The organism is Arcanobacterium bovis (assembly GCF_004331995.1).
GTDB classification, from domain to species: domain Bacteria; phylum Actinomycetota; class Actinomycetes; order Actinomycetales; family Actinomycetaceae; genus Arcanobacterium_A; species Arcanobacterium_A bovis.
Genome location: NZ_SJDT01000003.1, coordinates 19,931 through 40,415, shown reverse-complemented (window position 1 = coordinate 40,415; position 20,485 = coordinate 19,931). Strand labels below are relative to the sequence as shown.

Genomic DNA, 20,485 nt, shown 5'->3' with positions numbered 1-20,485 from the left:
TAACCCGAATATAAAAGATAGGTAAAGCATTCAGTGGCTGACTATTACGAAATCCTTGGTGTGTCGAGAGATGCCTCGCAAGACGATATCAAAAAAGCGTATCGAAAGTTGGCGCGCAAATTACATCCCGATGTGGCTGGTCCTGACGGTGCTGAGCGCTTCAAGGACGTAACTAGCGCTTATGACGTGCTCTCCAATGAAGAAAAGCGCCGCATGTACGATATGGGTGGCGAGGATGCTCTCCGCGGTGGCGGTGCAGGCGCCGCTGGTGGATTTGGTTTCGAAGATATTTTCTCTACATTCTTTGGCGGCGGAGCTGCTCAGCGTGGTCCAATTTCCCGCACGCAGCGGGGTTCTGATTCGCTTGTGCAAATGAACCTCAGCTTGGATGAAGTTGTGTTTGGCGTAGACAAGCCAATAACTGTTGATATTGCTGCTGAATGCCCCGAATGTCACGGCATGATGACGGCTCCTGGCACGCAGCCGGTGACATGTGCTCAATGTGGCGGTTCGGGTTCGATCCAACGGGTAACTAACTCCCTATTCGGCCAGATGATGACGACGTCCGCTTGCGGTGCGTGCCAAGGTTACGGCACACAGATTGTCACACCATGTGGCGAATGCTCTGGTGAGGGGCGTGTGCGCTCGAAGAAATCCGTAACTGTCAAAGTTCCTGCGGGTGTTGAGAACGGCATGCGGATCCGGCTCACGGGGCAGGGCGACGCCGGAGTGGCCGGTGGCATGCCAGGTGACCTTTTCGCCGAGGTCTATGTAGAAAAAGATCCGATTTTTGTACGTCAAGGAGACCATCTCCATGCCACGCTCGAAGTGCCGATGACGAGCGCTGTGCTTGGCACCGAACTAGCTATCGACACTTTTGATGGTGAACAGAAGGTCTATATTGCTCCTGGCACACAGTCTGGTGCCGAAGTGAAATTGGAAGGCATGGGAGTTGGGCGTTTGCATCGCCGCGGCCGTGGAGATCTAAAAATTACCGTCCAGGTGAAGACTCCTACCAAGCTTGATGATGCTCAGCGTGCATTGATTGAAGAACTTGCCAAGTTGCGCGGCGAAGAATCCCCAGCAGCTCGGATGATTTCAGATTTAAGCTCGGTATTCTCGCGTCTTAAAGATAAGTTCATGGGACACTGATGTCATGATGGCGCATTTTCGCAGTTCGTTTCTTCGATTGGCGGTGTTTGGTGACGCTCCCTGTTTATATTGATCGTAACCTGCAGCAGCCGCGTGTGGGCGACGTCGTCGTGCTTAGTGGAGACGAAGCTCGCCACGCCGCAACGGTACGTCGCACTCGTTGCGCCGAGCGTATCGACATCGTTGATGGTCGTGGCTTGCGCGTTACTGTGGAAGTGGACGACGTGGCAAAAAACCAGCTCAGCGGCACAGCGCTTGAAGTGAAGAATGAAAAGGCTCCTGATGTGCGAATTATCCTAGTGCAAGCCTTGGCGAAGGGTGGGCGCGATGAGCAAGCAGTGGAAACGTCTACCGAATTTGGCGTAGATGAGGTAGTTCCATGGGAGTCGCAGCGGGCAATCGTCACGTGGAGTCAGCCGGGAAAAGCGAGCAAAGGAACTGCAAAATGGCAGCTCACAGCTGATGCTGCTGCCAAGCAGTCGCGCCGTTCGTACGTGCCGGTGGTGCACGACGTCGTAAAATCGCGCGAGTTAGCAGCCAAAATCGGGCAGTGGGTAGCCAATGATTGCTGGGTGTTGGTCTGCCATGAAGAAGCACGTGATTCTTTGGTGCAACACTTACGCACTTTGGTATTTTGCCAAGGTGAGGGATCGGCGTCGGACGATTCGCCGGAAATTAGTGCAACAATGGCTTCGCTACCTGCGCAAATCGTGGTGATCGTTGGTCCAGAGGGCGGCATCGCACCTGAGGAAATTGAACTGTTCACAGGCGCGGGAGCACAACCGGTTTTACTCGGTGAGCACGTTTTGCGATCAGCGACGGCTGGCTCGTGGGCAATTGCAGTTTTGCGAGCTTTCACTGACGCTCAGATGTGGCGATCTAAGGTAGAATCGAATTGATGACGAACGACGCACAAATACAGCGAACAGTTACCGTTCCCGACAGAATCCCCATGATCAGCTTGCTTGGTCATAGCGACGGCGTTTTGCGAGTTCTTGAAAAAGGCCTTGCGCCCGCAACTTTGCACGTGCGTGGACACTCCATTTCAATAACCGGCGATGCCGCAGACGTGGATTTGGCCATTGAATTGATTTCGGAGTTGATCGCCGTCGTCTCCTTGGGAGAGCACCTGACAGTTGATGCGGTGGAGCGCGCAATTTCCATGACGAAATCGGGTATGGCTCGCCCAACTGAGCTACTCAACGCCGATATATTGACGGCACGTGGGAAGACGATACGCCCGAAAACGCTCGGTCAGAAGGCCTATGTAGACGCGATTGACGAAAATACCGTGATTTTTGGCATCGGCCCTGCTGGTACGGGTAAAACGTATCTGGCGATGGCAAAAGCAGTGGTGGCTTTACAGAAGAAAGAAGTCTCGCGCATTATTTTGACTCGTCCTGCGGTTGAGGCAGGGGAGTCACTCGGTTTCTTGCCAGGTTCACTCAACGACAAAATTGATCCCTATGTGCGCCCACTCTACGATGCGCTACACGATATGGTGGATCCGGATGCTATTCCAAAGCTGATGGCAGCGGGAACTATTGAAGTCGCTCCCCTGGCCTACATGCGCGGGCGTACGCTTAACGATGCTTTCATTATCTTGGACGAGGCACAAAACACCACTCCTGAGCAGATGAAGATGTTCCTCACGCGCTTGGGTTTCGGCTCAAAAATGGTTGTGACCGGCGATATCACGCAAATTGATTTGCCCGGCAAAGTACAATCGGGTCTGCTTTTGGTGCGCAGAATTTTGCGAGAAGTGGATGGAATTAAGTTCTCGGAGCTCGGTTCAGCAGACGTTGTACGCCACCGCCTTGTGGCAGATATTATTGACGCTTACGCACGATGGAATGATGAACAATGATTGAAGTTAATGATGAATCTTCGTTTTCGCCAGCTCCGAATTTGGAGGAGATTTCCGAATTAGGAACCTGGCTTTTCGACCAGATGCGAGTGCATCCGCAGGCAGACCTCAACATTGTGTTACTTGATGAATCTGCTATGGCACAACTGCACGTTGAGTGGATGGATTTGGAAGGACCTACCGATGTGATGTCCTTCCCGATGGATGAGTTGCGCCCAACGCCTCCAGGTCAAGAACCGATTGAGGGTATTTTGGGCGATATCGCGATTTGCCCTCAAGTTGCTGCACGGCAAGCGCTGCGTTCTGGACACGCCACGATGGAAGAAATTCTGTTGCTCACTACCCATGGAGTGCTCCATCTTCTCGGCTACGATCACGAGGAAGAAGACGAGCGGAAGGAAATGTTTGATTTGCAGCGCCGCTTGCTTTTGAGCTTTCTAGCTCGTAAACCGCAAAATCCGAACGAGCCTATTCGCGATTTTGGGGATATCGACGATATTGCGCCAACCATCGATTAGGTGACGTACTGTGAGTGATTTTGCTTCGATCCCGCTGAGCGTGGAGATTATTATTGCTGTGTTGTCGCTGTGTGCGATGTCCTATACCGGAGTGATCGCAACTGCGGTAAATCGCGTGACTCGGTCTGAGGCTGCCGAAGCTGCAGCTCATGATGCGGGCGGAAAATACATTGCGAACATTGTCAATGAGCGTGCCAGTGCAATCACAGCAACGCACGGTGCGCGGGTAGTGTTTGCGGCGATCTTCGCTATTTCTACCGCTGCGGCACTCAATCATTTTGTGCAGAATTTTTGGCTCCTGCTCGTGCTCTCGCTTGCAGTAATTGCGGGTGGCAGTGCGATTGTGTCTTTCGTTTTCCCGGGGTCGTTTGGGCGCAAACATCCCTTGGGAGTGATTCGTAGCGTCAATTACGTTTTGTGGGTTTTTACGAAACTTACAGCGTTGTTCGCCGGACGTCGTGACACAGCGGACGACGACGAGCGCGAAACCGAGCATGAAGATCAGCTCGCCTTGATGGTAGAACGCGTTTCGGAATCCGAAGCGATTGAAGACGACGAGCGCTCGCTTCTCCATTCGGTGTTCGAGCTTTCTCGCACACGAGTGCGCGAAGTGATGGTGCCCCGCACAGACATGATTTCTATCGGCGGCGACGAATCTGTAGATCGTGCATTCTCGCTGTTTGCGAGGTCTGGATTCTCTCGTGTTCCGGTGATTGGTGATTCGGTAGATGATCTGCGTGGCGTGCTTTATCTAAAAGATGCCATTCGGCGTGTTCATCACCGCGTCAATCCTAAAGAGATCACGGTAGCCGATGTTATGCGCAAACCGGTGTTTGTGCCTGAAACCAAGATGGTAGATGCCCTGCTACACGAAATGCAGGCAAATACAGTGCATATCGCCCTCGTTGTAGATGAATATGGTGGCATTGCCGGGTTGGTTACCATTGAGGATTTGCTTGAAGAACTTGTGGGTGAGATGGTTGATGAGCACGACGTTGCTCATCCAGAAGTTGAAGCGCTGGACGATGGTACATTCCGAGTACCTGCACGTTTGCCGATAGACGATCTTGGCGAACTGTTCGGTTTAAGTATCGAGGATGACGACGTCGATACTGCCGGTGGTTTGCTTGCGAAAGCTCTCGGTCGAGTGCCTATCACCGGCTCTCATACGGTAGTTCAAGGTTTAGAATTGGCGGCAGATCGTTTTGAAGGCAGGCGTAAGCGCCTTGCCACAATCATTGCTTCATTAGCACCAGAGGAAAATATTGATGAATAATTCTTGGCCAGACGATTTTCGGGCAGGCTTTACCGCTATTGTGGGACGCCCAAACGCGGGGAAGTCTACCCTTACGAATGCGCTGGTAGGGCAGAAGATCGCTATCACTGCGAATCAGCCAGAAACCACGAGGCGCGTTATCCGCGGTATCGTAAATCGCGACGTCGGGCAGCTTATTTTGGTTGATACGCCGGGTTTGCACCGCCCACGTACTCTGTTGGGCGAGCGCTTGAATGACATGGTGCACGAATCCTTGGCGGACGTAGATTGCGTGGCGTTGTGTTTACCTGCGGATGAAAAGATCGGTCCGGGGGATCGGTTCTTATTGAATTTGGTCAAGCAAACGAAAGCGCCCATCATCGCCGTTATTACCAAATGCGACAAGATTTCACGAGAAGCCTTGGCTACCAAACTCATTGCTGTTAATGAGTTCTATGCAGATTTTGCCGAAATTGTGCCGATTTCAGCTATTCAAGGTGAGCAAACTGAACTCCTGATTTCCTTGCTGCTGGAACGAATGCCGCTTTCGCCGCCGCTTTATCCGCGTGATGCAGTCACCGATGAAACTGAAGAAGATCTGATCGCTGAGATGATTCGAGAAGCATCGCTCTCGGACGTGCGTCACGAACTTCCGCACTCGATCGCCGTCGTCATTGAAGAAATGGAAGAACGCGAACGCGCTGGCGGAAAGGGTGAACCGATTTTGGCGATTCACGCTTCTGTGTTTGTGGAACGCGATTCTCAAAAAGGAATTGTGATCGGTACTGGGGGAGCGCGGCTCAAGAAAGTCGGGCAAGAAGCACGTCATAATATCGAGCGTCTGCTTGGCCGGCCGGTTTATCTTGATATCCGTGTCAAAGTGGCGAAAGACTGGCAGCGTAATCCGAAGCTACTGGGTCGGCTCGGTTTCTAATTATTCTCAATACACGAATCCCCAATCTCATCCAAGTGCTGACTATCGTCCGAGCTCTTATTGTGGATATTCCACAATTTGAGCCAATATGCGTGCGAGTGCCGTTTATCTTAAAGTGAAGATATGTACAATGTTGGGATGTTTCTTCTTCTAAATGGCCGCGGCGAGGTTCGCTAGATCGACTCCTCTCCGCGGGTAACTGGTGTCGATCCACGAACTAGCTACATAAAGGAGAGTTATGAAAACCCAAGGATACAATCGGGCACAGAGCAATTCGTCGATGCCAACGGCAAAATACCAGCATTTTCTCGATGCGAACCCGATAGCTTTACCAGATCGCACCTGGCCAAATAATAGAATTACCCGGGCGCCACGGTGGCTTTCAACTGATTTGCGCGATGGCAATCAATCGTTGATTGAGCCGATGAATCCTGATCAGAAACGCAAGATTTTTGAGTTGCTGGTCAATATTGGCGTTAAGGAAATCGAAGTCGGTTTTCCGGCTGCATCACAAACCGATTGGGATTTTGTACGTTCCTTGGTTGAGGAAGATTTGGTTCCTGAGGACGTAACAATTTCAGTGCTCACGCAGTCGCGCCCAGAGATCATCCACCGCACGATCGACGCATTGCAGGGTCTGCCGCGCGCTACAGTGCATCTGTACAATGCGACGTCGCCAACTTTCCGCTCCGTCGTCTTCAATAACGACCGCGAGCAGACGAAACACTTGGCAGTTTCGGGCACTCAGGAAGTGCTCGCCTATATGGAAAAGACGCTGGACGACACCACAATTGCGGGATTTGAGTATTCGCCCGAAATATTTGTCGATACTGAACTCGATTTTGCTTTAGAAGTTTGCGAAGCTGTGATGGACGTGTGGCAGCCTGACGCGGATCGTGAAATCATTTTGAATCTGCCCACTACAGTGGAGAGATGCACACCGAATGTGTACGCGGATCAGATTGAGTGGATGAGCCGCAATCTCTCGCGGCGCGAATTTGTGGCGCTTTCGGCTCACAATCACAATGATCGGGGAACCGGCGTTGCAACCACCGAGCTTGCACTGTTGGCAGGTGTGGATCGAGTGGAGGGATGCCTGTTTGGGCACGGCGAGCGCACCGGAAACGTCGATCTTATTACGGTGGCTTTGAACCTGTTTTCTAGTGGTGTGGATCCGCAGCTGGACGTGTCCAATATTGATGAGATTCGGCGCATTGTGGAGCACTGTACGAATATGGACGTGCCGCCGCGCACCCCTTACGCAGGCGATTTGGTGTACACCTCGTTTTCGGGATCGCATCAAGACGCGATCAAAAAGGGATTCGCGGCGCGGGCAAAAGCGGTTGCCCAAGCCGGAGGAGACGAAAACGCAGTTGTCTGGAATGTGCCGTATCTGCCTATTGATCCCAAAGACGTGGGACGCACCTACGAAGCTGTGGTGCGGGTAAACTCGCAGTCTGGCAAGGGCGGCATTGCATATTTGATGTCCGCTGTGCACGGCATGGATCTTCCGCGTCGCTTGCAAATCGAGTTGGCGCGAATCGTGCAACGATACACGGATCGCTTTGGCGGCGAGATTACCGCAGATCAGTTGTGGCGTATTTTTGCTGATGAGTTCTTGCCGTACATTCTGGCACCTGATTTGCAGCCGTGGGGTAAGTATGCGCTGCGTGGTACCAATATTTGGGCTGACGACGACGGCGCACGGACCGTTTTGACCGTCACGATTTCCCAGCCAGTTGCGCTAAATGATGGAGATGAGTCAGCGCGCGAAGATCGGACGGTTGAAGCGGCTGGAAATGGCCCGATTGATGCATTCGTGCGTGCCATTGCTCAACTCGGCATTGAGATTGAGATTTTGGATTACGTGGAACACGCGATGTCTGCCGGTGGGGACGCCCGGGCAGCTTCGTATGTGGAATGTAATATTGGCGGGCAAATCTTGTGGGGCGTAGGCGTAGATTCTTCTACGATTCGCGCTGCATTTAACGCGATTGTGTCGGCGGTGAATCGAGCGCTGCGCTAAGGAGTGGCGATGCGCGCGGCACGTGAGTGACACGGTGATGAAAAGTTAAGCGAATCCGCATTGAAACATCGCAAAAAGGTATTTCAAATACCGTGTTTTGGCCAATTTAGGGATATTCTAGAAAAATGAACAAAACCTATCGTGACCAAGCGATTGTGCTTCGCACCCACGATTTGGGTGAAGCAGATCGTATTATCACGATGTTTTCGCGCGAGCATGGGAAAATTCGGGGTATTGCAAAGGGCGTGCGCAAAACGAAGTCGCGCTTCGGTGCAAGACTTGAACCATTTTCTCATGTGGACGTTCAACTATATTATGGGCGAACGCTTGACGTGATTACCCAGGTAGAGACGATTAATGAGTATCATCGCTCGATCATCACGCACTATGATCTCTATACGGCTGCGAGTGCTTTACTCGAGACAGCCGATCAGCTGATGTCTACCGAGGGCGAACCTGATTTAGCTCAGTTTCTCCTTCTACACGGGGCGCTACACGCAATGGCTACTGGCGCACACCACCAAGACCTTATCTTGTACTCCTATATTTTGCGCGCGATGAAATATTCCGGTTGGGAATTTGCAGTATTTGAGTGCGCACGGTGTGGAGTTGAAGGGCCGCACGAGGCATTGAATGTGCATATTGGTGGCGCGGTATGCGCCGATTGCCGTCCGGCGGGTTGTGCGATTCCGAGTGTGGAAACCTGGCAGCTATTGGGCGCGCTGATCTCAGGAGATTGGAAGATTGCCGCCCTTGCTGATGAGCCCACCCGAAAGAGTGCTGGTGCTATTATCGGAGCGTATTTGCAATGGCATATGGAAAAGCAGGTGCGTTCCTTGAAATATGTGGATAGTAGGTTGATTTCATGACTGACAAGTACCGTGTTCCTCCCAAACACGCCTCTGGAGCTATTGCACCTGCGTGCGATGCCAATAAAGTGCCCGCACATATTGCAATTGTGATGGATGGCAACGGTCGATGGGCAAATGCACGGAATCTGCCTAGAACCGAGGGACACAAAGCCGGCGAGCTTTCATTGATGGATGTTATTGCTGGAGCGATCGAAATGGGCGTGCGCGTGGTGTCCGTTTACGCTTTTTCCACCGAGAACTGGCGGCGTTCACCGCAAGAAGTTGCGTTCCTTATGGGGTATTCACGCGACGTGATCCACCGGCGTCGAGATGAACTCAACTCGTGGGGCGTGAAAATCCTGTGGTCAGGCAGGCAGCCACGCCTGTGGAAGTCTGTAATAAAAGAGCTGAAAGAAGCTGAGGAACTCACCCGGGGGAACGACGTCATCACCGTGAATTTTTGTGTGAACTATGGAGGCCAGGCCGAGGTGACGGACGCGGTGCGCAATATTGCTGCTCGGGTTGCGCGCGGTGACTTGAAAGCTGAGCGCATCACCCCAGAAACGATTTCGCGCAACCTCTATCATCCGCATTTGCCACCGGTAGATTTGTTCATTCGCACTGGTGGTGAGCAGCGCATTTCTAATTTCATGTTGTGGCAGTCAAGCTATGCTGAGTTCATGTTTGTGGATGAGGCGTGGCCAGATTTTGATCGTCGGCACCTGTGGGACTGTATTTGCAGGTACGCTAACCGTGATCGCAGATTTGGTACAGCGGTCGATACCGTGACGGAAGGGTAGGCGCAGATGCTCAATCAGGTAGATCTTCGTGGACGTGACTTAACGCAGACAGAGCTTGCGAAGGCGCTGCCGCGCGCAGAGTTGAATATTGAACGCGCTCTCGACGCCGTGCTGCCGATTATTAATGCAGTTCGCGACGCCGGTGCAGTTGCGTTGCGCGATTTGGCTGAGCGTTTCGACGGCGTGCGGCCCGAGTATTTGCGGGTGCCCCAAGCTGCGCTTGACCAAGCCGAGGCAGAGCTCAGCGCTGATCTGCGTGAGGGTTTGCTGATGTCGATTGACCACAATCGCCGTGGCCATGAGGCACAGTTGCCGCAGCCGAAAGAGACGCAGATCGTTCCGGGTGGCGTGGTGCGTCAGCGGTGGATTCCGGTTAAGCGCGTTGGATTGTATGTGCCTGGGGGCTTGGCTGTGTATCCGTCGTCGGTGATACATAATGCGGTGGCGGCACAGGTGGCGGGTGTAGAGACGATTGCTTTGGCGTCACCTCCGCAAAAGGAACATGGCGGGCTCCCACATCCCACGATTTTGGCAGCTTGTAAGCTGTTGGGAATCACGGAAGTGTATGCGGTGGGCGGCGCGCAAGCGATTGCTATGTTCGCCTATGGTGCGCGTGGTGAAGATATTCAGCGCGACGGCGAAGTGCTGTGCGAGCCTGTAGATGTGGTGACCGGACCAGGCAATATTTATGTGGCTGCGGCGAAGCGAGCGGTACATGGCATCGTGGGGATTGACGCCGAAGCAGGAACCACTGAGATTGCCATTATTGCTGATGAAACGGCACGCCCTGAGTATGTGGCGGCTGATTTGGTGTCGCAAGCTGAGCACGATCCTTGCGCTGCGTCGGTACTGATTACTCATTCACTCGATTTGGTATCCAGGGTAGAAGAAGCATTAGAGCAGCAAATTGTGCAGACGAAGCATTCTCAGCGCGTGCGTACGGCTTTGAGTGGGCCGCAGTCTGGTGTGGTTATCACAAGTGATTTGGGGCAGTCTGTGCAGGTTGCTAATGCTTATGGCGCTGAACACTTAGAGATTCACACCGCGCAGGCGCGCGACGTGGCGCAGAAGATTCATAATGCAGGTGCGATTTTCGTTGGCGCATTTTCGCCGGTTCCATTGGGTGACTATATGGCAGGATCGAACCATGTGTTGCCTACGGGTGGCACTGCTCGCTTTGCTGCGGGGCTCAACGTGATGGCTTTTATTAAGCCAGTGCAGGAGATTGAATACACGCGCGAAGCGATGAGTGGTTTGTATCCGGCTTTGGCTGCGATTGCCGTGGACGAGGATTTACCGGCGCATGCACATTCGTTGGAAGTGCGGATCAACGATCAGCTTTAGATGAATACCATTCGGCCGATTTGGCGCAATAAAGCGGCAAATCGGTCGAGTGTAGTTCGTCATAGCAGCGTTGGTTGAGTTCTTTATGCTGGCCCCAAACCGCCCACCAAAGAACCAATACCGTATGTGACGATCATGGCGATATTGCCCCACACAATATTCCTAATCGTTGCGGGTATCACTGGGGCTTCGCCGAGTTTTGCCGATACCGCTCCAGTGATCGTTAAAGAAACGCTCACAGCAATCACCGTGATAGTCACCGCCCACTGCGTAGGGCTAAGCAAAATAGCAAGCAGCGGGATAATCGCGCCAAGCGCAAAGGCTGCCATCGAGGCAAGCGCAGCGTGCCACGGATTTGTGAGCTCAGCGGGATCGATGCCCAATTCAAAGCGAGCATGTGCAGCTTCAGCGTCTTGATCTGTTCGGCTCAATTCGCTTGCCATGCGAGTTGCTAAAAACTTTGACACTCCATGCCCGGCAATAATTCCAGCCAGTCTGCGCTGTGAACCAACCGGATCTTTCGCAATAGCTTTACGTTGCCGCACAAGCGCTGCCCGTTCCGAATCGCGCTGTGTAGAAACAGACACAAACTCACCGGCAGCCATTGATAGCGCGCCTGCAACAAGACCCGCCACGCCAGATACGAAAAGGGCGTGGGAATTAACGGCTGCACCAGCAACGCCAACTACCAGACCAGCGGTCGACACAATACCGTCGTTGGCACCGAGCACTCCGGCACGCAACCAGTTGAGCCGCGAATTCATCGCGCCGTCTTGAGCCTCAATGACTTCCAAAGTCTCAACATCTGTATTGTCCTCCACGCAATTATTACACGCGCTAACATTGTTCATAGTTCGAAAATATTGAGTTTTTTCAATTAATACCAGCAAGGGGAGGCTTACCTTGGAGCAAGAAACAAACCCAACTCGGGACGTATTTTTGCCCTTCCGTGCCGATCTACGTGGGCAATCACCGTATGGCGCTCCACAACTCGACGTACCCGTGCGTCTTAATGTGAACGAAAACCCATATTCGCCCTCAAGCGATCTGTGCGAGGCGATCAGTGCTTCCGTTACCGCGGCCATAAAAGATCTCAACCGCTACCCAGACCGCGATTTTTCAAAGCTTCGGTGCGACCTCTCTGATTACCTTGCGGAGGAGTCTGGCGTGCGAATTGCCCCCGATTTGATCTGGGCTGCTAATGGTTCCAACGAGATCATGATGCATATTTTGCAGGCCTTTGCTGGACCGCAGCGTGTGGTGGCAAGTTTTTTGCCCAGTTATTCGATGTATCCCGAATATACACGCGATTCATTCAGCACGTGGGTTGCTGGCACGCGCAAACCGGACTTCTCACTTGATTTTGACGAAATACGGCGAGTGCTTGACGTTCACCACCCGAGCGTCGTCTTTCTTGCCTCACCAAACAATCCAACCGGTACCGCGTTAAGCGAAGCTGAGTTGCGTGAAATTCTCGAGCTCACACGCGAGTCTGGTCCGCTTGCGAGCGACGGCGCAACGCGAGACAATGCGGTGACGCGCGATACCGACGTCTGTGTTACTGACGACGACGGCGTTCCTGCACGCCGCACCGCGACGATCGTCGTGGTAGACGAAGCCTATGCAGAATTTCGACGTGAGGGCGTTCCCAGTGCTTTAGAGCTGCTTGATCGCTACGAGCACCTCATTGTTACGAGGACTATGTCGAAGGCCTTCGGTGCTGCTGGATTGCGATTGGGTTATATGGCTGCGGCAAAATCGATCATTGAGCAGATTATGCTCGTGCGCTTGCCGTATCATCTTTCCGCCATCACTCAGGCCGCCGCCTCAGCAGCCCTGACAAATCGATCAGCGTTGATGGAGCAAGTGGCACAAATCCGTGCCGACCGCGACTCGTTAGCTTGCTCATTGCAAGAAATGGGCTTTGAGATTGCGCCGTCAGATGCGAATTTTGTGTTTTTTGGCAAAATCGCTAATCGTCACCAAACATGGCAAGATTTACTTAACGAAGGCGTGCTGATTAGGGAAGTTGGGCCGGACGGCTGGTTACGAGTGAGCGTTGGTACGCCAGCCGAAAAGGAACGTTTCCTCTCGGCGCTGCACAAGGCGTATGTCGACCACATGTAAACTGAAAACGCTAACCTAGCACTATACAAAAGCAAGGAATTCTGAGGAAGGCGCAACCATGAGTGAGCGGATTGCGAGTTTTGCCCGAGAAACATCCGAGTCGGCGATTTCGGTAGAAATTAATCTCGATGGGCACGGGCGCACCGATGTTGATACCGGCGTGCCATTCTTCGACCATATGCTCACTGCGCTGGGTAAACATTCCCTGATCGACTTGCGCGTTCAGGCTAAGGGCGATGTTCATATCGACGTGCACCACACTGTTGAAGATACGGCAATTTGCTTTGGACAAGCTCTCCAAACAGCACTTGGCGATAAAACGGGAATTGCCCGTTTTGGCGATGCTCTCGTTCCTCTCGACGAAGCTCTGGCACGCGCCGTCGTAGATGTGGCGGGGCGGCCTTATGTAGTACATCGTGGGGAGCCAGCTGGGCAGGAGTATCACCTGATCGGTGGGCATTTCACTGGTTCTATGACGCGCCACTTTTTCGAGTCTTTGGCCTACAACGCCGGGATATGCTTGCACATTGAACTTCTCTATGGGCGCGATCCACACCATATTGTAGAAGCGCAGTTCAAATCACTTGCGCGAGCTCTGCGCGCTGCTGTTGCCCGCGATGATCGCGTTGAGGGCGTTCCGTCAACGAAAGGTGCACTGTGAGCTCACGTAAACGTATTGTGGTGCTCACGCCTTTTGATAAGCCAGAGGTTGTGGCGGCAATTTTGGCGTTACACAAGGTGGACGCACACGTATTGCAAACTCGTTCGGGAGTAATCGTCACTCGTGACGTTCCGGTTCCAACTTTTGATGACTGGGATATCGCAGAACTTCTGGGCGGCGAACCTGAACTCGGAGCTGACGTAGCCTCAGAACACGCTGCGGGAGTGCAATCTCAGGACGCTGCTCAAGATCCGAACGAGCCCACCGCGATTGCGGCGCAACTGTCTCGAATGGCGCCAGGCTACGGAGTGGTGCTTATCAGTGCAGAGTTGGGCGACGACGTCGGTGGGGAACCGGGCGTATCTGGCCTGGTTACGGCACGGAGAGTGATTGATCAAAAACTGGGAGACGAAATCGCACCTGGATTACTGCTCAATTCACTCGATCCAATCATTGAACAGATAATCTTGGGAGCTGCGCCAGTTGCTGAACTCAAAGGAGCTCTCCACACCAGCGAGCTACCGTCCGAGCTACAAAATCAATTTTTCGGGAACGACCGCACTGGTAACGACGGCGCAGGGGACGACCACGCAGGGACTGGCCGCACTGGAGGCGACAACTGATGCATAAAGTTGTGGTGTTGGATGCTGATACTGGCAACGTGCGCTCGGTGGTGCGCGCACTGGAACATGTAGGTGCCAGCGTTGAACTAACCGCTCAACCAGAGCTGGTCATGAACGCCGACGGGCTGGTAGTGCCAGGTGTGGGTGCATTTGCGGCAGTGATGAACAAAATTCGTGCTGTGCGTGCTGATCGGATGATTGAGCGCCGGCTGGCCGGTGGCCAGGCAGTATTTGGTATCTGCGTGGGCTTGCAAATCATGTTTGATCGCGGCACGGAATTTGGGGTGCATGAGGGATTGGCTCAGTGGCGCGGTTCGGTCGATAAACTTGACGCGCCGGTGGTTCCTCATATGGGCTGGTCGCAGGTGCGTCCTGGCAATGGTTCTGCCTTATTTTCTGGCATTGAGAATGAACGCTTCTATTTCGTACATTCCTATGCGGTGCAAAGCGATCCCGCAGTACAGATGGCTGACGAAGCGGAGGTTTTTGCACCGCCGATCGTGTCTTATGCCAATCATTACGGGGATTTTGTGGCCGCTGTGGAAAACGGTGCATTGTGCGCCACCCAATTCCATCCGGAAAAATCCGCTGATGCTGGCTTGCACCTGCTCGAAAACTGGCTTAAGACCTTGTGACAAGGCATTGGGAAAGACTAACTCGGCTACTACTAAGTGAGAATCTCATGAAAAAACTTCAATTGCTGCCGGCCGTTGACGTAGTGAATGGCCAGGCTGTGCGGTTGCTCCAGGGGGAAGCTGGCACGGAAGAGTCCTATGGCGATCCGGCGCAAGCAGTAGCAAATTTCGTAGCTGCAGGAGCGTCTTGGATCCACCTGGTTGACCTCGATGCCGCTTTCGGGCGTGGATCAAATCACGAGTTATTGGCACGAATTGTGCGGGATGTGCAGGGAGTGAATATCGAGCTATCTGGTGGTATCCGTGACGACGATTCGCTTGCGCGTGCTATCGACGCCGGTGCGGCGCGCGTCAATCTTGGTACCGCGGCACTCGAAGACCCGCAGTGGACGGCTTGCGCTATTGCGCGATATGGCGAGCAGATCGCCGTCGGCCTTGATGTGCGTGGTGAGACGCTAGCTGCGCGCGGATGGACGTCCGAGGGTGGTAATCTGTGGGAGGTGCTCAAACGTCTCAACGACGCCGGCTGTGCGCGTTACGTCGTCACTGACGTTGAGAAAGATGGCACGTTGCGCGGGCCAAATGTGGAGTTACTGCGGCGAGTTTGTGAGGCTACGGATCGCCCTGTGATTGCATCTGGAGGAGTGTCAGATTTGGATGATTTACGCGCTTTGCGAGCACTGACCGAAGCGGGTGTGGAGGGCGCTATCGTTGGAAAAGCCCTATATGCTGGGAAAATGACGTTAGAGCAAGCTCTCGTTGTTGCAGAAGGATAGTATTCTTGCCTGATATCGATCGTTTATTAGCTCCCAATCCTTTCGCGGGCGACGACGGTGCGTGCGCTGAGACTGTGGCATCAGCTTTGCGTGTTGATCGCGAGTTTCGAGCTGAGCAAGTGATCTCGTGTCTCGATCGGGTGTTTATGGCGGTTTTCCCGCACGAGCATCCAGGGCGAACAAGCGATGGCTCGGTGATGCCGCACGAGAAAAGACCAGATCCACGCAGTGTTGACTCTCAAGATTTCGTGCTCGTAGATTTTCCTGGCGGCCGGCAAGCAACGCCACTGTTTACCAGCGCACAAGCATTGGCTGAGTTCGCGCCTGCGGCTCGGCCGGCTCCATTGTACGGCTCGGAATTGGCGCAACTTGCCGTGCGGCGTTCAGGGGGTCTGATTGTGCTTGACCCTGGGAGTGAGCACGAAATGTACTTGGGACGCAGTGCAGTGATCTCGTTAGCTGCGGGGATGGAATGGATAGCCCCGTGGCATGATCCAAAAATCGTGGAACATTTGGAGAAGCATATTGCGCATGCAGGTTTTGCGTGGAATCTGAGTGTAAAAGCGCAGCAGGGGAATATTGCACAAGTGCGCTTACACGTTCCAGCTGGTGTTGGTGCTGAGCAGGTGAAAAGCGCCATCGCAGTATTGCTTCAAGGTATCGAGACGATAGATTACGTACGTTCGCGGCTTGATGTGCTCGAAGTTGTTCCGATTCGCTCTGCCGAGTGATTTTCGGCTTTGAGGTAGTTCATGGTAGCGCCGTTTACTGTGCGGTAGTGGGGAAACTCACGGCAAAATAGCGGCTCAAACCAGAGGAATTCTTGGTGAATCTGGCGGGTGCTGGTAGTGTTATATCCGACCGACCGGCAGATTGCCGGAACGCAAGCGGAGAAATCCCACCTGGGTTCCACTCGATTAGGAACCGGGTTTTGGAAATACGGTTAGCCCCGTATGCCCTCTGGACTCCGTGCGCGTCGCACTCGAAGTTAGAGGAGCAATTATCAACGAGCCAAGAGTCAACGATCGAATTAACGTACCTGAAGTGCGTCTTGTTGGTCCAGGTGGCGAGCAAGTCGGAGTAGTTCGTATTGAAAATGCGCTGCGTCTCGCTCAGGAAGCTAATCTCGATCTTGTAGAGGTTGCCCCAGATGCCAAACCACCAGTCGCAAAGCTGATGGACTACGGCAAATTCAAGTATGAGGCAGCCCAGAAGGCACGAGATGCGCGTCGTAATCAGGCTAATACGCAGCTAAAAGAGATTCGTATTGGGTTGAAGATCGACCAGCACGACTACGAAACCAAGCTCAAGCGAATCCTTAAATTCCTTGATGGCGGCGACAAAGTCAAGATTCAATTGCGCTTCCGTGGGCGTGAGCAGTCACGACCTGAGCAAGGTCTGCGCTTGATGGAGAGAATTTCACAAGATGCTTCAGAAAACGGCATTGTGGAATCGGCTCCACGAGTGGATGGACGCGCGATGGTTATGGTACTTGCCCCGATTCGACGTAAGTCTGAAGCTAAATCGGATCAGCGCCGTCGTCGTGAAGCAGAGCGGGAAAACCGCCGTGCGAACGAAGCCCGTCGTGCTCAAAAGAATAACGAGCGCGTCGCAGGTAAGTCTGAGCACGTCGAAGAAGAGCCTGCTAACGACGCTAATGCTGAGTAATTTCGGGTAAAGCAAACACGAACACACTCCCATGTGGAGTACTTATTGCTGCGTTGAGCAGCTAGAGGGAGCATGAAAATGCCAAAGATGAAGACACACTCCGGAGCTAAGAAGCGCTTCCGCGTGACCGGCAAGGGAAAGCTCATGCGTGAGCAGGCGGGTAAGCGCCACCTTCTTGAGCACAAGTCATCGCGTCGCACTCGCCGTCTGTCCTCGGACCAGCCGGTAGCACGTGCAGATGTGAAGCAGGTCAAGAAGCTGCTGGGTCGCTGAAGAAGCTTTAGGAACAAGGAGAAATAGAAGATGGCACGCGTAAAGAACGCCGTAAATTCCAAGAAGAAGCGTCGCACTACGCTTGAGCGCGCATCAGGCTACCGTGGTCAGCGTTCGCGCCTTTACCGCAAGGCAAAGGAACAAGTTACACACTCAATGGTGTACAACTACCGCGATCGCAAGGTGCGTAAGAACGAGTTCCGCAAGCTTTGGATTGCTCGTATCAATGCTGCATCGCGCGCAAATGGCATGACCTACAATCGCTTCATGCAAGGTCTCAAGCTTGCAGGCATTGAAGTTGATCGCCGGATGCTCGCTGAGCTTGCGGTGAACGACGCTCCAGCATTCGCTGCGATCGTTGAGATGGCTCGCAAGGCTCTGCCAGAGGACGTCAATGCGCCTGTAGCCTGAACGGTTACTTGATTTTAACAGTGGCTCGGAATCTTAAGATTCCGAGCCACTTTCGTATTTGGGCATTTACATTTGAACAGGGAAATTTCGTGTCTACGCAGTGTAGACTGTACGGCAAAAGGACTTTTACGCTCAGGAGGGGAGAAGACATGAAGGAAATGATCTTTGGCGCATTCCAGTTTGAGATGTCTTCGAATATTCGAGAGCTTCTGGACGAACTAGATTCCCTACGTGAGCTACAATCAACGTGTTTTAACGCGCGTAATGAGCATGAAATCGAAGCGAATAAGTCGTTTGAAAAAGATTTTATTAATCGGTTTACCTGCAATTCTGCCGCCATTGAAGGATCGACGCTTTCACCGCAAGAAACCCAACTCGTATTACAGGGTGAGTTTTTGCCAAAAGACGATAGAGAACTTTCAGATATGTTTGCTGTTCGCGGTGTAGCTGAGGGATACGATTATGCGATGCGTGATTTCGCTCAAGGCCGTGAATTAGACGAAGAATTCATAAAGGACATTCATGAACGAACTGCGCTTGATTGCCAGCCGAGGAGTCGGGGTTCATATCGCCTCTCGGCTGCACTGATCGCTGGATCTCAAGTTGTTCCTTCCAGCCCACTTCAGATACGTGAACAGATGGCGGATCTTCTCTTTGCCTATAAGCAATCGTTACTGCCGAGCGTTGTAAAAGCCTGCATTTTTCATGCTTTATTTGAACGAATTCATCCCTTCGTCGATGGAAACGGACGAACGGGACGTACAATCATGAACGCAATGTTGGTAGCTGATAAATATGCTCCAGTTGCACTCAAATATCAAGATCGGCGAACTTATCTCGATACACTTGCACGTGCACAAATAGACGGTGATTACGAACCACTCATCAGCTTTGTTTCGGCTGCTATAGCAGAGGAATTCGGAAAACGTTTCGACATGATCCGCAGTACGCGTGAGGCGGTTGAGCGCGCGCAGTCGTAGGAAAGCGAAGGCCAACGATCTACGATAGCGAGTGCACATATACGCACGAAATGCACCATGAAAATCGAGCGGTACGTCTTCGGAGCTGCTACAATATAACGAAGTTCATTGGAACATGGCACATGCGCAAAGGCGCGCTTTTAGGTGAATTATAGGTGAGGAAATATCGTGGGAAAACACACGTATCCACTTGGAAAACTGATGATCGGTACTGGTTCCGCTGCATTGCAAATTGAAGGCTCTTTGCCGCGTTCAACATGGCATGTTTGGGCTGAAACACCAGGCAAGGTAGCCGACGGCACCAGCCCAAATCCCACCACAGACCATTGGAACAGATGGCGCGAAGATAACCAGCTTATGGCTGATCTCAACTTCCAAACCGCACGTATTGGCGTGGATTGGGCACGCATTGAGCCCGAGTTTAGGGTGTTCGACGCCGCCGCATTGGCACGTTATCGGGAAGAAATTGACGACCTCATTGCCAAAGGCATTCATCCATTGGTAACACTCCACCATTTTGGACACCCATTGTGGTTCGAGGAACTTGGCGCCTTTAACAAGCAGGAAAATATCCGTTATTTCATCGAGTTTGTTGAGCGCGTGCTCGAATACCTCGGACCTGTGGTAAGCGATTGGATCACTATTAACGAGCCAAATGTGTACGCTACCCAAGCGTATTTATTCGATTATGGCCCGATCGTTAACGGTAAGAGTTGGAAGAATTTACGCTCCACACTGCGCAATCTCGCGGTTGCCCACATTCAGGCATATCAGCTGATTCACGAACGGATCGACGCCGGGGAACGCGTTGCACGGGTAGGTTTTGCTCACCATCGCCGTGTTTTCGCACCGCTCAATCCGAAGAATCCTTTGCATCGAATTTTTACGCGGGTGAATGAGCAACTGTTCCATCGCGAAATTGAAGAAGCTTTTTTCAGCGGAAAATTTGGCCGATTTTTAGGCAAACCAGTGGGAGTGAAGCTTGGCCGCTACTGCGACGTCATTGGGATCAACTACTATTCCCGTACGGCCGTTAGCGGACTTGACGACGGCGTATTCCCCGACGTCCCCACAACTGATCTAGGATGGGAAATATACCCACAAGGGGTAGTGATCGCAGCGCGTGAGCTTTATCAGCGCTACCGCCTTCCCATTTGGATCACCGAGAATGGCACGGCAGACAACGGCGATTCCTCCCGTCTAGAAAAGTTCCGGTGCTCCTTCATCCTCGATCATTTGAAAGAAATTGTGGCAAGCGATTTGCCAATTGAACGCTACTATCACTGGTGTTTCGTAGATAACTGGGAGTGGTCGGACGGAATGGAACCGCGTTTCGGCGTCGTCTATCTTGATCGCACTAATCTTGAACGCAAACCGAAACCCTCGGCTTATATGCTTCGTGATCTCATCAAAGCCGGAGCAATCACTGCGGAAATCGAGAAAAAATATCGCGAACGCTGAGCGTGTACATGCATAACGTTGAGCGTACACCGGCGGTGAGCTGAGCGCGTGCCTTTGAAACGGCGCGTGTGTGCCATTGGGAACTCACCGCTAGATGTGCGAGAATTGTAGGCGAACAACGAG

At 52.7% G+C, this 20,485-nt stretch carries 22 protein-coding genes; 21 read left to right on the top strand and 1 reads right to left on the bottom strand.

Annotated elements, in window-relative coordinates:
- The first annotated feature begins 33 nt into the window (after positions 1-33).
- From dnaJ to hisD, 10 genes are all read left to right on the top strand, one after another.
- Positions 34-1,152, top strand: a complete 1,119-nt coding sequence (gene dnaJ / locus EZJ44_RS03990; protein WP_131280450.1) for a molecular chaperone DnaJ — start codon at positions 34-36, stop codon at positions 1,150-1,152.
- A 50-nt stretch (positions 1,153-1,202) separates the two neighbouring features.
- Positions 1,203-2,051 carry a 16S rRNA (uracil(1498)-N(3))-methyltransferase gene (locus EZJ44_RS03985; protein WP_131280447.1) on the top strand — a complete coding sequence of 283 codons (849 nt, stop codon included), beginning with the start codon at positions 1,203-1,205 and terminating at the stop codon, positions 2,049-2,051.
- Positions 2,051-3,019, top strand: coding sequence for a PhoH family protein (locus tag EZJ44_RS03980; RefSeq protein WP_191088401.1), 969 nt, complete (start codon positions 2,051-2,053; stop codon positions 3,017-3,019). The genes EZJ44_RS03985 and EZJ44_RS03980 overlap by 1 nt, the downstream gene beginning before the upstream one ends.
- Positions 3,016-3,537, top strand: a complete 522-nt coding sequence (gene ybeY / locus EZJ44_RS03975) for an rRNA maturation RNase YbeY (protein ID WP_131280444.1) — start codon at positions 3,016-3,018, stop codon at positions 3,535-3,537. Before EZJ44_RS03980 ends, ybeY begins: the two co-directional genes overlap by 4 nt.
- Positions 3,538-3,547: 10 nt before the next feature.
- On the top strand, positions 3,548-4,813 hold the full coding sequence (locus EZJ44_RS03970; RefSeq protein ID WP_131280441.1) for a hemolysin family protein: 1,266 nt from the start codon (positions 3,548-3,550) through the stop codon (positions 4,811-4,813).
- A complete protein-coding gene (era, locus tag EZJ44_RS03965; protein WP_131280438.1) occupies positions 4,806-5,726 on the top strand; it encodes a GTPase Era in 921 nt (306 codons plus the stop codon). Before EZJ44_RS03970 ends, era begins: the two co-directional genes overlap by 8 nt.
- A gap of 238 nt (positions 5,727-5,964) precedes the next feature.
- The gene (gene leuA / locus EZJ44_RS03960; protein ID WP_376988643.1) at positions 5,965-7,752 is read left to right on the top strand and encodes a 2-isopropylmalate synthase; all 1,788 of its coding nucleotides are present in this window, start codon (positions 5,965-5,967) and stop codon (positions 7,750-7,752) included.
- 125 nt (positions 7,753-7,877) lie between these two features.
- Positions 7,878-8,621: a DNA repair protein RecO gene (recO, locus tag EZJ44_RS03955; protein WP_131280434.1), complete on the top strand. Its 744-nt coding sequence runs from the start codon at positions 7,878-7,880 to the stop codon at positions 8,619-8,621.
- Positions 8,618-9,403: an isoprenyl transferase gene (locus tag EZJ44_RS03950; RefSeq protein WP_131280431.1), complete on the top strand. Its 786-nt coding sequence runs from the start codon at positions 8,618-8,620 to the stop codon at positions 9,401-9,403. The genes recO and EZJ44_RS03950 overlap by 4 nt, the downstream gene beginning before the upstream one ends.
- 6 nt (positions 9,404-9,409) lie before the next feature.
- Positions 9,410-10,747, top strand: coding sequence for a histidinol dehydrogenase (gene hisD, locus EZJ44_RS03945; protein ID WP_131280428.1), 1,338 nt, complete (start codon positions 9,410-9,412; stop codon positions 10,745-10,747).
- An 83-nt stretch (positions 10,748-10,830) separates the two neighbouring features.
- Here hisD and EZJ44_RS03940 read toward each other — a convergent pair whose 3' ends face one another.
- Positions 10,831-11,568, bottom strand: a complete 738-nt coding sequence (locus EZJ44_RS03940) for a VIT1/CCC1 transporter family protein (protein ID WP_241658582.1) — start codon at positions 11,566-11,568, stop codon at positions 10,831-10,833.
- An 82-nt stretch (positions 11,569-11,650) separates the two neighbouring features.
- Here EZJ44_RS03940 and EZJ44_RS03935 point away from each other — a divergent pair, with 82 nt between their 5' ends.
- The 11 genes from EZJ44_RS03935 to EZJ44_RS03885 all read left to right on the top strand — a co-directional run bounded on the left by EZJ44_RS03935 (position 11,651) and on the right by EZJ44_RS03885 (position 20,362).
- A complete protein-coding gene (locus EZJ44_RS03935) occupies positions 11,651-12,874 on the top strand; it encodes a histidinol-phosphate transaminase (protein WP_131280421.1) in 1,224 nt (407 codons plus the stop codon).
- 58 nt (positions 12,875-12,932) lie between these two features.
- Positions 12,933-13,535, top strand: a complete 603-nt coding sequence (hisB, locus tag EZJ44_RS03930; RefSeq protein WP_131280418.1) for an imidazoleglycerol-phosphate dehydratase HisB — start codon at positions 12,933-12,935, stop codon at positions 13,533-13,535.
- On the top strand, positions 13,532-14,158 hold the full coding sequence (locus EZJ44_RS03925) for a hypothetical protein (protein ID WP_131280415.1): 627 nt from the start codon (positions 13,532-13,534) through the stop codon (positions 14,156-14,158). The genes hisB and EZJ44_RS03925 overlap by 4 nt, the downstream gene beginning before the upstream one ends.
- On the top strand, positions 14,158-14,793 hold the full coding sequence (gene hisH, locus EZJ44_RS03920) for an imidazole glycerol phosphate synthase subunit HisH (protein WP_131280412.1): 636 nt from the start codon (positions 14,158-14,160) through the stop codon (positions 14,791-14,793). The genes EZJ44_RS03925 and hisH overlap by 1 nt, the downstream gene beginning before the upstream one ends.
- A gap of 47 nt (positions 14,794-14,840) precedes the next feature.
- Positions 14,841-15,569 carry a bifunctional 1-(5-phosphoribosyl)-5-((5-phosphoribosylamino)methylideneamino)imidazole-4-carboxamide isomerase/phosphoribosylanthranilate isomerase PriA gene (gene priA, locus EZJ44_RS03915; protein WP_131280409.1) on the top strand — a complete coding sequence of 243 codons (729 nt, stop codon included), beginning with the start codon at positions 14,841-14,843 and terminating at the stop codon, positions 15,567-15,569.
- Between the two features lie 5 nt (positions 15,570-15,574).
- Positions 15,575-16,300: an SseB family protein gene (locus EZJ44_RS03910; protein WP_131280407.1), complete on the top strand. Its 726-nt coding sequence runs from the start codon at positions 15,575-15,577 to the stop codon at positions 16,298-16,300.
- Positions 16,301-16,538: 238 nt separating this feature from the next.
- The gene (infC, locus tag EZJ44_RS03905) at positions 16,539-17,237 is read left to right on the top strand and encodes a translation initiation factor IF-3 (protein ID WP_241658581.1); all 699 of its coding nucleotides are present in this window, start codon (positions 16,539-16,541) and stop codon (positions 17,235-17,237) included.
- A 78-nt stretch (positions 17,238-17,315) separates the two neighbouring features.
- Positions 17,316-17,510 (top strand): 50S ribosomal protein L35, encoded by a 195-nt coding sequence (gene rpmI / locus EZJ44_RS03900; protein ID WP_124053750.1) that lies wholly within the window; start codon positions 17,316-17,318, stop codon positions 17,508-17,510.
- Positions 17,511-17,540: 30 nt separating this feature from the next.
- Positions 17,541-17,921: a 50S ribosomal protein L20 gene (gene rplT, locus EZJ44_RS03895; RefSeq protein WP_131280403.1), complete on the top strand. Its 381-nt coding sequence runs from the start codon at positions 17,541-17,543 to the stop codon at positions 17,919-17,921.
- A gap of 149 nt (positions 17,922-18,070) precedes the next feature.
- Positions 18,071-18,901 carry a Fic family protein gene (locus EZJ44_RS03890; RefSeq protein ID WP_131280402.1) on the top strand — a complete coding sequence of 277 codons (831 nt, stop codon included), beginning with the start codon at positions 18,071-18,073 and terminating at the stop codon, positions 18,899-18,901.
- Positions 18,902-19,069: 168 nt separating this feature from the next.
- A complete protein-coding gene (locus tag EZJ44_RS03885) occupies positions 19,070-20,362 on the top strand; it encodes a glycoside hydrolase family 1 protein (RefSeq protein WP_206661839.1) in 1,293 nt (430 codons plus the stop codon).
- Positions 20,363-20,485 lie beyond the last annotated feature (123 nt).

Coding starts and splice junctions, on each gene's coding strand:
- hisH (WP_131280412.1), top strand. CDS start 14,158: ATGCATAAAGTTGTGGTGTTGGATGCTGATACTGGCAACGTGCGCTCG.
- EZJ44_RS03980 (WP_191088401.1), top strand. CDS start 2,051: ATGACGAACGACGCACAAATACAGCGAACAGTTACCGTTCCCGACAGA.
- leuA (WP_376988643.1), top strand. CDS start 5,965: ATGAAAACCCAAGGATACAATCGGGCACAGAGCAATTCGTCGATGCCA.
- EZJ44_RS03890 (WP_131280402.1), top strand. CDS start 18,071: ATGAAGGAAATGATCTTTGGCGCATTCCAGTTTGAGATGTCTTCGAAT.
- EZJ44_RS03950 (WP_131280431.1), top strand. CDS start 8,618: ATGACTGACAAGTACCGTGTTCCTCCCAAACACGCCTCTGGAGCTATT.
- hisB (WP_131280418.1), top strand. CDS start 12,933: ATGAGTGAGCGGATTGCGAGTTTTGCCCGAGAAACATCCGAGTCGGCG.
- era (WP_131280438.1), top strand. CDS start 4,806: ATGAATAATTCTTGGCCAGACGATTTTCGGGCAGGCTTTACCGCTATT.
- recO (WP_131280434.1), top strand. CDS start 7,878: ATGAACAAAACCTATCGTGACCAAGCGATTGTGCTTCGCACCCACGAT.
- priA (WP_131280409.1), top strand. CDS start 14,841: ATGAAAAAACTTCAATTGCTGCCGGCCGTTGACGTAGTGAATGGCCAG.
- rplT (WP_131280403.1), top strand. CDS start 17,541: ATGGCACGCGTAAAGAACGCCGTAAATTCCAAGAAGAAGCGTCGCACT.
- ybeY (WP_131280444.1), top strand. CDS start 3,016: ATGATTGAAGTTAATGATGAATCTTCGTTTTCGCCAGCTCCGAATTTG.
- rpmI (WP_124053750.1), top strand. CDS start 17,316: ATGCCAAAGATGAAGACACACTCCGGAGCTAAGAAGCGCTTCCGCGTG.
- hisD (WP_131280428.1), top strand. CDS start 9,410: ATGCTCAATCAGGTAGATCTTCGTGGACGTGACTTAACGCAGACAGAG.